The sequence below is a fragment of the Streptomyces rhizoryzae genome, assembly GCF_023155275.1.
Taxonomy (GTDB): domain Bacteria; phylum Actinomycetota; class Actinomycetes; order Streptomycetales; family Streptomycetaceae; genus Streptomyces; species Streptomyces rhizoryzae.
This window is the reverse complement of record NZ_JALMUV010000010.1, coordinates 117,224-133,233: the sequence shown is the minus strand read 5'-3', so window position 1 is coordinate 133,233 and position 16,010 is coordinate 117,224. Positions and strand designations below refer to the sequence as shown.

At 68.0% G+C, this 16,010-nt stretch carries 11 protein-coding genes and 1 tRNA gene; 2 read left to right on the top strand and 10 right to left on the bottom strand.

Annotated features, from left to right (window positions below; genetic code table 11):
* Positions 1–127: 127 nt before the first annotated feature.
* From MUU72_RS11430 to MUU72_RS11385, 10 genes are all read right to left on the bottom strand, one after another.
* A complete protein-coding gene (locus tag MUU72_RS11430; RefSeq protein ID WP_248013077.1) occupies positions 128–4,027 on the bottom strand; it encodes a DNA-directed RNA polymerase subunit beta' in 3,900 nt (1,299 codons plus the stop codon).
* Between the two features lie 100 nt (positions 4,028–4,127).
* Positions 4,128–7,613, bottom strand: a complete 3,486-nt coding sequence (gene rpoB, locus MUU72_RS11425) for a DNA-directed RNA polymerase subunit beta (protein WP_248013076.1) — start codon at positions 7,611–7,613, stop codon at positions 4,128–4,130.
* A 631-nt stretch (positions 7,614–8,244) separates the two neighbouring features.
* Positions 8,245–8,634 carry a 50S ribosomal protein L7/L12 gene (gene rplL / locus MUU72_RS11420; RefSeq protein ID WP_248013105.1) on the bottom strand — a complete coding sequence of 130 codons (390 nt, stop codon included), beginning with the start codon at positions 8,632–8,634 and terminating at the stop codon, positions 8,245–8,247.
* Between the two features lie 104 nt (positions 8,635–8,738).
* Entirely contained in the window at positions 8,739–9,269 is a 531-nt protein-coding gene (rplJ, locus tag MUU72_RS11415) for a 50S ribosomal protein L10 (protein WP_248013075.1), read from the bottom strand.
* A 310-nt stretch (positions 9,270–9,579) separates the two neighbouring features.
* The gene (locus MUU72_RS11410) at positions 9,580–10,440 is read right to left on the bottom strand and encodes an SCO4651 family lipoprotein (protein ID WP_505016665.1); all 861 of its coding nucleotides are present in this window, start codon (positions 10,438–10,440) and stop codon (positions 9,580–9,582) included.
* 121 nt (positions 10,441–10,561) lie between these two features.
* The gene (rplA, locus tag MUU72_RS11405; protein ID WP_248013074.1) at positions 10,562–11,278 is read right to left on the bottom strand and encodes a 50S ribosomal protein L1; all 717 of its coding nucleotides are present in this window, start codon (positions 11,276–11,278) and stop codon (positions 10,562–10,564) included.
* A gap of 112 nt (positions 11,279–11,390) precedes the next feature.
* Positions 11,391–11,825 carry a 50S ribosomal protein L11 gene (gene rplK / locus MUU72_RS11400; RefSeq protein ID WP_030412999.1) on the bottom strand — a complete coding sequence of 145 codons (435 nt, stop codon included), beginning with the start codon at positions 11,823–11,825 and terminating at the stop codon, positions 11,391–11,393.
* 165 nt (positions 11,826–11,990) lie between these two features.
* A complete protein-coding gene (gene nusG / locus MUU72_RS11395; RefSeq protein ID WP_248013073.1) occupies positions 11,991–12,884 on the bottom strand; it encodes a transcription termination/antitermination protein NusG in 894 nt (297 codons plus the stop codon).
* A gap of 71 nt (positions 12,885–12,955) precedes the next feature.
* Complete coding sequence (secE, locus tag MUU72_RS11390; RefSeq protein ID WP_248013072.1) at positions 12,956–13,252, bottom strand: preprotein translocase subunit SecE; 297 nt, start codon at positions 13,250–13,252, stop codon at positions 12,956–12,958.
* Positions 13,253–13,360: 108 nt separating this feature from the next.
* Positions 13,361–13,433, bottom strand: a tRNA-Trp gene (locus MUU72_RS11385).
* A 192-nt stretch (positions 13,434–13,625) separates the two neighbouring features.
* On the opposite strand from MUU72_RS11385, the gene MUU72_RS11380 reads away from it, so the two are divergent.
* Together MUU72_RS11380 and MUU72_RS11375 are read left to right on the top strand one after the other, a co-directional pair.
* On the top strand, positions 13,626–14,861 hold the full coding sequence (locus MUU72_RS11380; protein ID WP_248013071.1) for a pyridoxal phosphate-dependent aminotransferase: 1,236 nt from the start codon (positions 13,626–13,628) through the stop codon (positions 14,859–14,861).
* 119 nt (positions 14,862–14,980) lie between these two features.
* A complete protein-coding gene (locus MUU72_RS11375; RefSeq protein WP_248013070.1) occupies positions 14,981–16,009 on the top strand; it encodes an adenosine deaminase in 1,029 nt (342 codons plus the stop codon).
* The last annotated feature ends 1 nt before the right edge of the window (position 16,010 follow it).

Sequence of the window (16,010 nt, the reverse complement as noted above, 5' to 3'; positions counted from 1 at the left end):
GTTCTCCCCATCCTCTCATCACAGACGCCGCAATGGGAGGACAAGTTCCCCCACCGGCCACCTCGCCCCGAACGCCGCAGGGCGGCCACCCCGGTGGGGTGACCGCCCTGCGGACGGAACGGCTCGCTTACTGGTTGTACGGACCGTAGTCGTAGTCCTCCAGCGGGACCGCCTGGCCGGAGCCGGTGCCGAACGGCGAGTAGTCGATGTCGTCGTAACCGACGGCCGAGTACATCGCGGCCTTGGCCTCCTCGGTCGGCTCGACCCGGATGTTGCGGTAGCGGGACAGGCCCGTACCGGCCGGGATGAGCTTACCGATGATGACGTTCTCCTTGAGGCCGATGAGGCTGTCGGACTTGGCGTTGATCGCCGCGTCCGTCAGGACTCGGGTCGTCTCCTGGAAGGAGGCGGCCGACAGCCAGGATTCCGTCGCCAGCGAAGCCTTGGTGATACCCATCAGCTGCGGACGGCCGGAGGCCGGGTGGCCGCCTTCCGCCACCACGCGACGGTTCTCGCTCTCGAACTTCGAGCGCTCCACCAGCTCGCCCGGCAGCAGCTCCGCGTCGCCGGACTCGATGATCGTCACGCGGCGCAGCATCTGCCGGATGATGATCTCGATGTGCTTGTCGTGGATCGCCACGCCCTGGCTGTTGTAGACCTTCTGGACCTCACCGACCAGGTGGACCTGGACGGCACGCTGGCCCAGGATCCGCAGCACGTCGTGCGGGTTGATCGCACCGACGGTCAGCGGCTGGCCGACCTGGACGTGGTCACCCTCGGACACCAGCATGCGGGCGCGCTTGGAGACGCCGTAGGCCGTCTCGTCGCTGCCGTCGTCCGGCGTGACGATGACCTTCTTGGTCTTCTCGGTCTCCTCGATCCGGACGCGGCCGGCCGCCTCCGAGATCGGGGCGACACCCTTGGGGGTCCGGGCCTCGAAGAGCTCGACGACACGCGGCAGACCCAGGGTGATGTCGTCACCGGCCACACCACCGGTGTGGAAGGTACGCATCGTCAGCTGGGTACCGGGCTCACCGATGGACTGGGCGGCGATGATGCCGACCGCCTCACCGATGTCGACCAGCTTGCCGGTGGCCAGCGAACGGCCGTAGCAGAACGCACACGTACCGACCGCGGACTCACAGGTCAGGACCGAGCGGGTCTTGACCTCCTCCACGCCGTGCGCGATCAGCTGGTCGATGAGCACGTCACCGAGGTCGACGTTGGCCGGGGCGACGACCTTGCCGTCCACCACGACGTCCTCGGCGAGCATCCGCGCGTACACGGAGGACTCGACGTCGTCGGCCTTGCGCAGCACGCCGTCCGCGCCCTTCGACGCGATCCGCAGCTTGAGGCCGCGCTCGGTGCCGCAGTCCTCCTCGCGGATGATGACGTCCTGGGAGACGTCGACCAGACGACGGGTGAGGTAGCCGGAGTCGGCGGTACGCAGAGCGGTGTCCGCCAGACCCTTACGGGCACCGTGGGTGGAGATGAAGTACTCCAGCACGGACAGGCCCTCGCGGAAGGACGCCTTGATCGGACGCGGGATGGTCTCGTTCTTGGCGTTCGACACCAGACCACGCATACCGGCGATCTGACGCATCTGCATCATGTTTCCGCGCGCACCCGAGTCCACCATCATGAAGATGGGGTTGGTCTTCGGGAAGTTCTCATTCATCGCCTCGGCGACCTCGTTGGTCGCCTTGGTCCAGATGTTGATGAGTTCCTGCGTGCGCTCGTCCTTGGTGATCAGACCGCGCTCGTACTGCTTCTGGACCTTCTCGTCCTGCGCCTCGTAACCGGAGACGATCGCCTTCTTGGCCTCCGGCACGACGATGTCGGAGACGGCGACGGTCACACCGGAACGGGTGGCCCAGTAGAAGCCGGACGCCTTGAGGTTGTCGAGCGTCGCCGCCACGATGACCTTCGGGTAGCGCTCGGCCAGGTCGTTGACGATCGCGGAGAGCTGCTTCTTGCCCACCGAGTAGTCGACGAACGGGTAGTCCTCGGGCAGCAGCTCGTTGAAGAGCGCGCGGCCCAGGGTCGTCCGCAGCCGGAAGCTGTCGCCCTGCTGCCACTCCGGCTCGCCCTCGGCCGGGGCCGGCGGGGTCCAGCCGCGCGGCGGCACGGTACCGATCGGGAAGCGGATGTCGACCTTCGCCTGGAGCGAGAGCTCGCGGGCGTCGAAGGCCATGATCGCCTCGGAGACCGAGGAGAACGAGCGGCCCTCACCCTTGACCTCGCGCTCCTCCTCGTCCGTGGTGAGGAAGAAGAGGCCCAGCACCATGTCCTGGGTCGGCATGGTGACCGGACGGCCGTCGGCCGGCTTGAGGATGTTGTTCGAGGACAGCATCAGGATGCGGGCCTCGGCCTGCGCCTCCGCGGACAGCGGCAGGTGCACGGCCATCTGGTCACCGTCGAAGTCCGCGTTGAACGCGGTGCACACGAGCGGGTGGATCTGGATGGCCTTGCCCTCGACCAGCTGCGGCTCGAAGGCCTGGATGCCGAGGCGGTGCAGGGTGGGCGCACGGTTCAGCAGCACCGGGTGCTCGGCGATGACCTCTTCGAGGACGTCGTACACCACGGTGCGGCCGCGCTCGACCATGCGCTTGGCCGACTTGATGTTCTGCGCGTGGTTGAGGTCCACCAGGCGCTTCATCACGAACGGCTTGAAGAGCTCCAGCGCCATGGCCTTGGGCAGACCGCACTGGTGCAGCTTCAGCTGCGGGCCGACGACGATGACCGAACGGGCCGAGTAGTCGACGCGCTTGCCGAGCAGGTTCTGACGGAAGCGGCCCTGCTTGCCCTTGAGCATGTCGGACAGCGACTTCAGCGGACGGTTGCCGGGGCCCGTGACCGGGCGGCCGCGGCGGCCGTTGTCGAAGAGCGCGTCGACGGCCTCCTGGAGCATGCGCTTCTCGTTGTTCACGATGATCTCGGGCGCGCCGAGGTCGAGAAGCCGCTTCAGGCGGTTGTTGCGGTTGATGACACGGCGGTACAGGTCGTTCAGGTCGGAGGTCGCGAAGCGGCCACCGTCCAGCTGCACCATCGGACGCAGGTCCGGCGGGATCACCGGGATGCAGTCCAGCACCATGCCCTTGGGGCTGTTGCGGGTCTGGAGGAAGGCGGAGACGACCTTCAGGCGCTTGAGCGCACGGGTCTTCTTCTGGCCCTTGCCGGTCCGGATGATCTCGCGGAGGCGCTCGGCCTCCTCCTCCAGGTCGAAGGTCTCCAGGCGCTTCTGCAGCGCGGCGGCACCCATGGAGCCGTCGAAGTACGTGCCGAAGCGGTCCCGCAGCTCGCGGTAGAGCAGCTCGTCGCCCTCCAGGTCCTGGACCTTGAGGTTCTTGAAGCGGTTCCAGACCTCGTCGAGGCGGTCGATCTCGCGCTGCGCACGGTCGCGCAGCTGCTTCATCTCCCGCTCGGCGCCCTCGCGCACCTTGCGGCGGGCGTCCGCCTTGGCGCCCTCGGCCTCCAGCTCGGCCAGGTCGGACTCGAGCTTCTTGGCGCGGGCCTCCAGGTCGGCGTCGCGGCGCTGCTCGATCTGCTGGCGCTCGACGGAGACGTGGGCCTCCAGCGACGGCAGGTCGCGGGTGCGGCGCTCCTCGTCCACCCACGTGATCATGTAGGCGGCGAAGTAGATGACCTTCTCGAGGTCCTTGGGCGCGAGGTCCAGCAGGTAGCCCAGCCGGCTCGGGACGCCCTTGAAGTACCAGATGTGCGTGACCGGCGCGGCCAGCTCGATGTGGCCCATCCGCTCGCGGCGCACCTTGGCGCGAGTGACCTCGACGCCGCAGCGCTCGCAGATGATGCCCTTGAAGCGGACGCGCTTGTACTTACCGCAGTAGCACTCCCAGTCCCGGGTAGGACCGAAGATCTTCTCGCAGAAGAGGCCGTCCTTCTCGGGCTTGAGGGTGCGGTAGTTGATGGTCTCCGGCTTCTTGACCTCACCGTGGGACCACTGACGGATGTCGTCAGCGGTGGCGAGGCCGATCCGCAGCTCGTCGAAGAAGTTGACGTCGAGCACTATGCGTCAATCCCTCTCAGGGTCGTATCTAGATGGTCTGTACGGGGTCCGGGGAGCGGCCGGGAGCTCCTTGGGGGGGTGAAGCTCCCGGCCAGACCCGTCAGACCTCTTCGACGCTGCTCGGCTCGCGCCGGGACAGGTCGATGCCGAGCTCCTCCGCAGCGCGGAAGACGTCCTCGTCGGTGTCGCGCATCTCGATGGACATGCCGTCCGAGGACAGCACCTCCACGTTGAGGCACAGGGACTGCATCTCCTTGATGAGCACCTTGAAGGACTCGGGGATGCCGGGCTCGGGGATGTTCTCGCCCTTGACGATGGCCTCGTAGACCTTCACGCGGCCGGTGACATCGTCGGACTTGATCGTCAGCAGCTCCTGGAGGGCGTACGCGGCGCCGTAAGCCTCCAGCGCCCACACCTCCATCTCACCGAAGCGCTGGCCACCGAACTGAGCCTTACCGCCCAGCGGCTGCTGGGTGATCATCGAGTACGGACCGGTCGAGCGGGCGTGCAGCTTGTCGTCGACCAGGTGGTGGAGCTTGAGGATGTACATGTACCCGACCGAGATCGGGTCCGGGAACGGCTCACCGGAGCGGCCGTCGAACAGCCGGGCCTTGCCGGACGGGAGGACCATGCGGTCGCCGTCGCGGTTCGGGCGGGTGTTCTCCAGCAGACCGGCCAGCTCGTCCTCGCGGGCACCGTCGAAGACCGGGGTCGCGACGTTGGTCCGCGGCTCGACCTGGTCGGCGCCGATGGCCTGAAGACGCTGGGCCCACTCGTCGCCGAGGCTGGAGACGTCCCAGCCCTGGCTGGCGAGCCAGCCGAGGTGGATCTCCAGGACCTGGCCCGGGTTCATACGGGACGGGACACCCAGCGGGTTGAGGATGATGTCGACCGGGGTGCCGTCCTCCATGAACGGCATGTCCTCGACCGGCAGGATCTTCGAGATGACGCCCTTGTTGCCGTGGCGGCCGGCGAGCTTGTCACCGTCGGTGATCTTGCGCTTCTGCGCGACGTAGACGCGGACCAGCTGGTTCACGCCCGGGGGCAGCTCGTCGCCCTCCTCGCGGTCGAAGACGCGGACGCCGATGACCTTGCCGATCTCACCGTGCGGCACCTTCAGCGAGGTGTCGCGGACCTCGCGCGCCTTCTCACCGAAGATCGCGCGGAGCAGGCGCTCCTCGGGGGTCAGCTCGGTCTCACCCTTGGGCGTGACCTTGCCGACGAGGATGTCGCCGGCGACGACCTCGGCACCGATCCGGATGATGCCGCGCTCGTCGAGGTCGGAGAGGACCTCCTCGGAGACGTTCGGGATGTCCCGGGTGATCTCCTCGGGGCCGAGCTTGGTGTCCCGGGCGTCGACCTCGTGCTCCTCGATGTGGATCGAGGAGAGGACGTCGTCCTGCACGAGGCGCTGCGACAGGATGATCGCGTCCTCGTAGTTGTGGCCCTCCCACGGCATGAACGCGACGAGCAGGTTCTTGCCGAGCGCCATCTCGCCCTCGTCCGTGGACGGACCGTCGGCGAGGACCTGGCCCTCGACCACCCGCGCGCCCTCGTCCACGACGACCTTCTGGTTGAAGGAGGTGCCCTGGTTGGAGCGGGTGAACTTGGCGACGCGGTACGTGGTGTACGTGCCGTCGTCGTTGGCGACGGTGATGTAGTCCGCGGAGACCTCCTGGACCACACCGTTCTTCTCGGCCTTGATGACGTCGCCGGCGTCGACCGCGCAGCGGTACTCCATGCCGGTGCCGACCAGCGGCGACTCCGCCTTGATCAGCGGCACGGCCTGGCGCATCATGTTCGATCCCATGAGCGCGCGGTTGGCGTCGTCGTGCTCGAGGAACGGAATCATGGCGGTCGCGGCCGACACCATCTGGCGCGGCGAGACGTCCATGTAGTGCACCTCGTCCGCCGGGACCAGGTCGACCTCGCCGCCGCGGCGGCGGACCAGCACACGGTTCTCGGCGAACCGCAGGTCGTCGGTGAGCTTGGCGTTCGCCTGGGCGATCAGGTAGCGGTCTTCCTCATCGGCGGTGAGGTAGTCGACCTCCTCCGTGACCTGGCCGTCGACGACCTTGCGGTACGGGGTCTCGATGAAGCCGAAGACGTTGACCCGGCCGTAGGACGCGAGCGAGCCGATCAGACCGATGTTCGGGCCTTCGGGGGTCTCGATCGGGCACATGCGGCCGTAGTGCGAGGGGTGCACGTCACGGACGTCCAGACCGGCCCGCTCACGGGACAGACCGCCCGGGCCCAGCGCCGACAGGCGGCGCTTGTGGGTCAGACCCGACAGCGGGTTGGTCTGGTCCATGAACTGGGACAGCTGGCTGGTGCCGAAGAACTCCTTGATGGAGGCGACGACCGGCCGGATGTTGATCAGCGTCTGCGGCGTGATCGCCTCGACGTCCTGGGTGGTCATGCGCTCGCGCACGACGCGCTCCATACGGGCGAGACCCGTACGGACCTGGTTCTGGATCAGCTCGCCGACGTTGCGCAGGCGGCGGTTGCCGAAGTGGTCGATGTCGTCGGTCTCGACAACGATGTTGTTGCCGTTCTCGCCGACCGTCTCGGTCTCACCGGCGTGCAGCTTCACCAGGTACTTGATCGTGGCGATGATGTCGTCCACGGTCAGCACGCCGGCGTCCAGCGGCTCGTCGCCGCCCAGCTTCTTGTTGACCTTGTAGCGGCCGACCTTGGCGAGGTCGTAGCGCTTGGGGTTGAAGTAGAGGTTCTCCAGCAGCGTCTGCGCGGCCTCGCGCGTGGGGGGCTCGCCCGGACGCAGCTTGCGGTAGATGTCGAGCAGCGCGTCGTCCTGGCCCTGGGTGTGGTCCTTCTCCAGGGTGGCGCGCATCGACTCGTAGTCGCCGAACTCCTCGAGGATCTGGTCGGTGGTCCAACCGAGCGCCTTGAGCAGGACGGTCACGGACTGCTTGCGCTTGCGGTCGATGCGGACACCGACCATGTCGCGCTTGTCGATCTCCATCTCCAGCCAGGCACCCCGGGACGGGATGATCTTGGCGGAGAAGATGTCCTTGTCGGACGTCTTGTCGATCGAGCTGTCGAAGTACACACCCGGCGAGCGGACGAGCTGCGACACCACGACACGCTCGGTGCCGTTGATGACAAAGGTGCCCTTGTTGGTCATGAGCGGGAAGTCGCCCATGAAGACCGTCTGGGACTTGATCTCGCCGGTCTCGTTGTTGGTGAACTCCGCGGTGACGAACAGCGGAGCCGCGTAGGTGAAGTCCCGCTCCTTGCACTCGTCGATGGAGTTCTTCGGAGGCTCGAAGCGGTGGTCGCGGAACGTCAGCGACATCGACCCGGAGAAGTCCTCGATCGGGGAGATCTCTTCGAAGATCTCTTCCAGACCGGACTTGGTGGGGACTTCCTGCCCACTCTCCAGCGCAGCCTCGACGCGACCCTTCCATGCGGCGTTGCCGAGCAGCCAGTCGAAGCTTTCGGTCTGCAGCGCAAGGAGGTTCGGAACCCCGAGGGGCTCCTTGATCTTCGCAAAGGAGATGCGCAGCGGGGCGGTGCTGTCGCCGTTGTTCGTATTGGCAGTCGAGGCGTTGCGCGAGGCGGCCAAGAGGGGGTCCTTCCGAGGGCTCGGACTCACTACGCGCGTACCGGTCCCGAATCCCGCAGACCGAGAGAAAAGCCCAGGTCAGGGCGGTTCATTCAGCTTTGCACGGGCTCGGGTATGCCCCTGGTGACGGGCAGGGAGCAGCTAACAGGCAGCGCAAAGGGTCAGTGTAGCCACATGGCCCACTGATGTCCAGAGCGAGTTTCCGGAGACCGGTACAGCACCGTGATACCGATCTTCTCCCTCCGGGAGGTCCTGCCCTCCGTGCCGGAGGAGCCCCTCGTTGTTCTTCTCTACGCCCAAAGCCCTGCGCCTGCCGAAAGCCCTGCGCCAGTGGCGCACACCGATGCTTCCCTCTTCGTCGGCGATCCATGCCTCGAACCCTGGACCGCTTCCGCGTCGCGTCCAGAGAATTGCGCGCCGCGTCCGGTTCGTCAAGGCCCCCCACCTCAGGGAGATCGTCACATGGAGGTGCGCCCGGACAACGAAGATCACCATACTCGCACTCCGGCGCGAGGCAACGCAGCCGGGGCTGGTACGCCGAAGGGCGACCACCCGTATGGGTGATCGCCCTTGGCGGTGTCCGCGTTACGCCCTCAGGCGCCCCGGACGGAGTCCACGGGACTCAGTGGGGTCACTTGACCTCGACGGAGGCGCCGGCGCCCTCGAGGGCCTCCTTGGCCTTGTCCGCGGCGTCCTTGGCGACCTTCTCCAGGACCGGCTTCGGGGTGCCGTCGACCAGGTCCTTGGCCTCCTTCAGGCCGAGGGAGGTCAGCTCGCGCACGACCTTGATGACCTGGATCTTCTTGTCGCCGGCGCCGGTGAGGATGACGTCGAACTCGTCCTTCTCCTCCTCGGCAGCGGCACCCTCGCCACCGGCGGCACCGCCGGCGACGACGACCGGCGCGGCAGCGGCGGCGGTGACGTCGAACTTCTCCTCGAAGGCCTTCACGAACTCGGAGAGCTGGATGAGGGTCATCGACTCGAACTCGGCGAGCAGTTCTTCCTGGGTGAGAGCCATGATGGCTTTCCTTCCACTAATTCGGCTGGTGCCGGATGTACATTTCGGCGGGCGTGCGGCCCGCTGTAACCCGCGCCCGGAGGGCGCAGGTCATGACGCGAGCCGAATTACTCGGCACCGCCCTGCTCGGCCTGCTTGGCGCGAAGCGCTTCCGCGGTGCGGACGAACTTCGACGGCAGCGCCTGGAAGACAGAGGCAGCCTGGGACTGCTTGCCCTTCATGGCACCGGCCAGCTTGCTGAGCAGAACCTCGCGGGACTCGAGGTCCGCAAGCTTCTTGATCTCGTCGGCGGAGAGCGCCTTGCCCTCAAGGACACCGCCCTTGATGACGAGGTTCTGGTTCTCCTTGGCGAAGTCACGAAGACCCTTCGCCGCCTCGACCGGGTCACCGGTCACGAAGGCGACGGCCGTCGAGCCACTGAGGTGCTCGTCCAGCTCGGAGATCCCGGCCTCCTTGGCCGCGATCTTGGTCAGCGTGTTCTTCACCACACGGTACTGAGCGTTGTCACCGAGCGAACGGCGCAGATTCTTGATCTGCGCAACGGTAAGACCGGTGTACGCGGTCACAACAGCGGCGTTCGAGCTGCGGAACTTCTCCGCGATCTCGTCGACGGCTGCGACCTTGTCGGGCCTCGCCATGAGCCTCGGCCTCCTTCCGGGTGATGAGGACCGCGCAGAAGGGGCTGGGCAACACAAACGCCCCGGCGCAGGCGCACGGGGCGTGACTCGACCGGACACGGAAGATGTCCGGGAGTTTCTTCCTCACACAACCTGCGCAGGCCGTCCGCAGCTAGCGGATCCTTCGGCCACCACGCATCCGGAACTGGACACGCAGAGACAACCAGCGGTCTTTGGCTTCCGGGACACCGTACGGGAACGGACGGCGCGCAGGCAAATCGGCTGAGCGGGGGCATCGGGGACCCGCCCCGGGCCCCCGCTCACCGGGGACCTACTTGTATTCCGTGGTGTCGGCGGCCGGCGGCGGGGTCACCGAGACCTGGGTGCCGTAGTCCGAGTAGTAGACCGTCGAGTCGTACGGCGACTTGGCGCTGTTCATCTGCTCGCGCTTCTTCACCAGGAGGTTGTCCGCGCTCACCCAGACGTCGATGGTCTCGGTCGTGGCGCCGATCGTCTTGAGCTGCTGCTCCAGGGCCTTGAGGTCCGCCTCGCTGACGTCCTTGGCCTGCATGCGGGTCAGCTCGCTGACCGCGAGGGTGCCGGTGTAGTGGGTCGCCTGGACGCCGCGGACGTCCTCCTTGCCGGCTTCCTTGACCTTGCCCGAGGCGATCAGCAGGTCCACCGACCGGCCCGGGTTGTTGTTGTTCATCATGTCCTTCATCAGGGCGCCGGCCGCGCCCAGCTTCTTGGCCATGACGTCGTAGTCGTACTTGATCCAGTTCTTGCCGCCCACCGGCATGCCCATGTTCATGTACATGGCATCGGGCGTGTAGAGCGCCTTGCTGGGCTTGCCGGAGCCGCCCATCGGGCCGCCGCTCTGGGTGATGTCGACGGACATGTGCATCCCGTCGGCCCAGTCCATCGCACCCTTCATGGTCTGGGTGACCTGACCGTTCTTGGTCGTGCCGTCGACCTTGGCGGAGTGCTTGCCGTTCGTCTGCTGCGAGGCCGTCTTCAGCGAGGCCAGGGCGGCCTCCAGCGGGGACTTCGCCCCCGCCGCGTCGCTGCTGCCGCCACTGGCGCTGCCGCCACCGGTCCCGCTGCTCTTGTCGCCGCCGCCGTTGCAGGCGGTCAGACCGGCCATCATGACAACTCCCGCCGCGACGGTGGCGGCTATACGCGTGCTGCGCACTGAGGCTCCCCCTTGATCTCCTCGATGGACCTCGCAGGGGACTGTAGTCCAGGCCACTGACAGCGCCCCCGTCGACCCTGTTGTGAACGCGTCACGCGCTACGGGGCAGCGACCGGGAAGGTCAGACCGCCTCGTCCTCGACGAGGAGGTTGCGGGTGCGGTTGGGGTCCACCGGGACGCCGGGGCCCATGGTGGTGGTGATCGTCGTCTTCTTGATGTAGCGGCCCTTGGCGGCGGACGGCTTCAGACGGGTGATCTCCTCCAGCGCCGCGGCGTAGTTCTCCACCAGCTTGGCGTCGTCGAAGGACACCTTGCCGATGATGAAGTGGAGGTTGGAGTGCTTGTCGACACGGAACTCGATCTTGCCGCCCTTGATGTCCGTGACGGCCTTGGCCACGTCCGGGGTGACGGTGCCGGTCTTCGGGTTCGGCATCAGGCCACGGGGACCGAGCACGCGGCCGAGGCGGCCGACCTTGCCCATGAGGTCCGGGGTGGCGACGACGGCGTCGAAGTCCAGCCGGCCCTTGGCGACCTCGTCGATCAGTTCGTCCGAGCCGACGATGTCGGCGCCGGCGGCTTCCGCGGCCGCAGCACGGTCACCGGTCGCGAAGACCAGGACCCGGGCGGTCTTACCGGTGCCGTGCGGGAGGTTCACGGTGCCACGGACCATCTGGTCGGCCTTGCGCGGGTCGACACCCAGACGCATGGCGACCTCGACGGTCGCGTCGAACTTGACGGACGTGGTGTCCTTGGCGAGACGGACGGCCTCGAGCGGGGCGTACAGCCGCTCCCGGTCGATCTTCGCGTCCGCGGTGCGAAGAGTCTTGCTGCGCTTCACTTCTGCTCCTGATGCAGTGGGGTGGAGTCGTGGTCCGGACCAGCGCCTGGTCCTGCCACGGGGGTGCCAGTGCGCGACGGCGTCGCGCGGCCTGGTGCCGTACGGCCGGGAATCAGCCCTCGACGGTGATGCCCATGGAACGGGCGGTACCGGCGATGATCTTCTCGGCGGCGTCCAGGTCGTTGGCGTTCAGGTCGGGCATCTTGGTGGTGGCGATGTCACGGACCTGGTCGCGGGTGATCTTGGCGACCTTGGTCTTGTGCGGCTCGCCGGAGCCCTTCTCCACGCCCGCGGCCTTCAGGATGAGCTTCGCGGCCGGCGGGGTCTTGGTGACGAAGGTGAAGGAGCGGTCCTCGTAGACCGTGATCTCCACCGGCACGACCATGCCACGCTGCGACTCGGTCGCGGCGTTGTAGGCCTTGCAGAACTCCATGATGTTGACGCCGTGCTGACCCAGCGCGGGGCCGACCGGCGGGGCCGGGTTGGCGGCACCGGCCTGGATCTGGAGCTTGATCAGCCCCGTGACCTTCTTCTTCTTGGGAGGCATGCTCTCTCCGGGTCCTAGTGAGAGGTGATTCGCCGCCGATCCGGTCATCCGGATGGAGGCATACCGCACAACGATAACGGGTACCCTTACGCGGCCAAAAACCGAGCAGGTCAGACCGGCTGTGCGCCGGTCTGACCTGGTCGGTGGCAGAGGGTCCGGAAGAAGCTAGTTCTTCTGGATCTGGTCGAAGCTCAGCTCGACCGGGGTCTCGCGGCCGAAGATCTCGACCAGGCCCTTGACCTTCTTCGAGTCGGCGTTGATCTCGTTGATCGTCGCCTGGAGCGTCGCGAACGGACCGTCGGTGACGGTGACCGAGTCGCCCACCTCGAAGTCCAGGACCTGGACCTCGACCTTGCGGGACGGCGCCGGCTTGCCCTCGGCCGCGGCGGCCTCCTTGGCGGCCTTCTCCTCGGCCTCCGGGGCGAGCATCTTGACGATCTCGTCCAGGGTCAGCGGGTAGGGGTCGTAGGCGTTGCCGACGAAGCCGGTGACACCGGGGGTGTTGCGCACCACGCCCCAGGACTCGTTCGTCAGGTCCATGCGCACCAGGACGTAGCCCGGGAGCTTGTTCTGGCGGACGGTGCGGCGGTCGCCGTTCTTGATCTGCACGACCTCTTCCTGCGGCACCTCGGCCTGGAAGATGTAGTCCTCGACGTTCAGCGAGACGGCGCGCTGTTCGAGGTTGGTCTTCACGCGGTTCTCGTAGCCCGCGTAGGTGTGGATGACGTACCACTCACCGGGGAGCCCGCGCAGCTCGTCGCGGAGGGCGGCGACCGGGTCGACCGGCTCCTGCTCCTCGGCGTCCGCAGCATCCTCGGAGACCTCGGCGGCCTCCTCGTCCTCGACGTGCACGGCGGCGGACTCGGCGGGCTCGCCGGCGGCGGCGTCCTCGGCGTCCAGCTCGTCGGTGCCGTCGGCGTCCGCGACGATCTCCGCGGCGCCCTCGGCGTCAGCGATGGCCGCAGCGTCCCCCTCGACCTCGGCCGGGACGGCCTCGTCAACCTCGGCCTCTGCAGCCGCGACCGGCTCGGTGGCGTCGTTCAGGTTCGGGTCAGACACGTGGCTGCTTCTTCCTTGCTTCAAGGGGTTGAACGTGCGAGGGCCACCCGCAGAGGCACCCCTCCGCGGGATCAGCCGAAGACGTACCCGACGACTCGGTTGATTCCCAAGTCAATCACGGTTACGAGACCAATGATGATGGCTACGAAGACGATCACCACGGTGGTGTACGACGACAGCTGGCCGCGCGTGGGCCAGACGACCTTGCGGAGCTCCGCGATGATCTGGCGGTAGAAGAGCGCGAGACGCGCGAAAGGCCCCTTCTTGCCGCGCTTGCCACCGCGGCGGGGCTTCTTCTGGGATTCCGGGGTGCTGTCCTCGGAACGACCGCGCTCAGGCATGTCGATGGAGCCCAGGGCGTCCGTCACTCGTCCTCACCTGAATCCGGGTCGTGGCCGTGCCGCGCCCGGCCCGGCCGCACGGCGGTGCATTTCGTACGTACGCGTGCACGCACTCGGTGAACGAAGTGCGTGTAGCAGGGCCGGAGGGACTTGAACCCCCAACCGCTGGTTTTGGAGACCAGTGCTCTACCAATTGAGCTACGACCCTTTGTGGTTCTCCCAACCTACCGCATGCGGGCGACTGCACTACGTCGTGTGCCGCGGCGACCCGGTGGGAGCCAACGGTCAGCGAGTGTACGTGGTTCGGGGCCGGGCGTCGAACAGGAACCTCCCGTACCGCCGCGTACCACCCCTCGAAACCCGTGTACCGGGCCCGGTGCCGGTCTGCGACGATGCCTGTATGAGCGCTGCAACTCCCTCCGCATCGTCCCCCGCCGACCGCCGGGTCTCCGTCCGGGTCGGTTCGATCTCCGAGTCCGCCACCCTCGCCGTCGACGCCAAGGCCAAGGCCCTCAAGGCCGCCGGGCGCCCGGTGATCGGCTTCGGCGCCGGCGAGCCCGACTTCCCCACGCCCGGCTACATCGTCGAGGCGGCGGTCGAGGCGTGCCGCAACCCGAAGTTCCACCGCTACACCCCGGCCGGCGGGCTCCCGGAGCTGAAGAACGCGATCGTCGAGAAGACGCGGCGCGACTCCGGCTTCGAGATCGAGGCCGCGAACGTCCTGGTCACCAATGGCGGCAAGCAGGCCATCTACGAGGCGTTCGCCGCGATCCTGGACCCGGGTGACGAGGTCATCGTCCCGGCGCCGTACTGGACCACGTACCCGGAGTCGATCCGGCTGGCCGGCGGCGAGCCGGTCGAGGTGGTCGCCGACGAGACCACCGGCTACCGCGTGTCCGTCGAGCAGCTGGAGGCGGCCCGCACCGAGCGCACCAAGGTGCTGCTCTTCGTCTCGCCGTCCAACCCGACCGGCGCGGTCTACCCCCGCGAGCAGGTCGAGGCGATCGGCCGCTGGGCCGCCGAGCACGGTCTGTGGGTGCTGACCGACGAGATCTACGAGCACCTGGTCTACGGCGACGCCGCGTTCTCCTCGCTGCCGGTGGTGGTGCCCGAGCTGCGCGACAAGTGCATCGTCGTCAACGGCGTGGCCAAGACGTACGCGATGACCGGCTGGCGGGTGGGCTGGGCGATCGGCCCCAAGGACGTCATCAAGGCGGCCACCAACCTCCAGTCGCACGCCACCTCCAACGTCTCCAACGTGGCGCAGGCCGCGGCGATCGCGGCGGTCAGCGGCGACCTGGCGGCCGTCGAGGAGATGAAGACCGCCTTCGACCGGCGCCGCCGGACGATCGTGCGGATGCTCAACGAGATCGACGGCGTGCTGTGCCCGGAGCCGGAGGGCGCGTTCTACGCCTACCCGTCGGTCAAGGGGCTGCTCGGCAAGGAGATCCGCGGCAAGCGCCCGCAGTCCAGCGTGGAGCTGGCGGAGCTGATCCTGGAGGAGGCGGAGGTCGCCGTCGTCCCGGGTGAGGCGTTCGGCACCCCCGGCTACCTGCGGCTGTCCTACGCGCTGGGCGACGAGGACCTGGCCGAGGGCGTCTCCCGGATCCAGAAGCTGCTGGCCGAGGCCAAGTAGCCGACCCGTCGCAGGGGGACGCGGGGCCGGCGCCGTCCGGCCCCGCACGCCTTTGCGGCGGTCCCTTCGTTCGGGGCGGGGGGTGTCCCGGTGGCGGCCGGGTGCGGCAATATCTGCGGATGGAGCGTGCTCGTGATCTGCGTCAACTGCCGAAGGCCCATCTGCACCTGCACTTCACCGGCTCGATGCGGCCGGCGACGCTGCTGGACCTCGCCGACAAGTACGGCGTCCACCTGCCGGACGCGCTCAGGAGCGGGGAGCCGCCCCGGCTGAGCGCCACCGACGAGCGCGGCTGGTTCCGCTTCCAGCGGCTCTACGACATCGCCCGGTCCTGCCTGCGCTCCCCCGAGGACATCCAGCGGCTGGTCCGGGAGGCCGCCGAGGAGGACGTCCGGGACGGCTCCCGCTGGCTGGAGATCCAGGTCGACCCGACCTCGTACGCGCCGCGGCTGGGCGGGCTGATCCCGGCGCTGGAGATCATCCTGGACGCGGTGGACCGGGCCGCCCGCCACACCGGGCTGGGCATCCGCGTCCTGGTGGCCGCCAACCGCATGAAGCACCCGCTGGACGCCCGCACCCTGGCCCGGCTGGCGGTCCGGCACGCCGACCGCGGGGTGGTGGGCTTCGGGCTCTCCAACGACGAACGGCGGGGCCTGGCCCGGGACTTCGACCGGGCCTTCGCCATCGCCCGGGAGGGCGGGCTGCTGTCGGCGCCGCACGGTGGGGAGCTGTCCGGCCCGGCGAGCGTCCGGGACTGCCTGGACGACCTGCACGCCGCCCGGATCGGACACGGGGTGCGGGCCGCGGAGGACCCGGCGCTGCTGCGCCGGCTGGCCGCCCGCGGGGTGACCTGCGAGGTGTGCCCGGCGTCCAACGTGGCCCTGGGGGTCTACGGGAAGCCGGAGGACGTGCCGCTGCGGACGTTCTACGAGGCGGGCGTCCCGATGGCGCTGGGCGCCGACGACCCGCTGCTGTTCGGCTCCCGGCTGGCCGCCCAGTACGAGCTGGCCCGCACCGCGCACGGCTTCACCGACACCGAACTGGCCGAGCTGGCCCGGCAGTCCGTACGGGCCTCCAGGGCGCCCGAGGAGGACCGCCGGGCGATCCTCGCGGACATCGACGCCTGGCTGGCCGCCCCGGCGCCGTAGC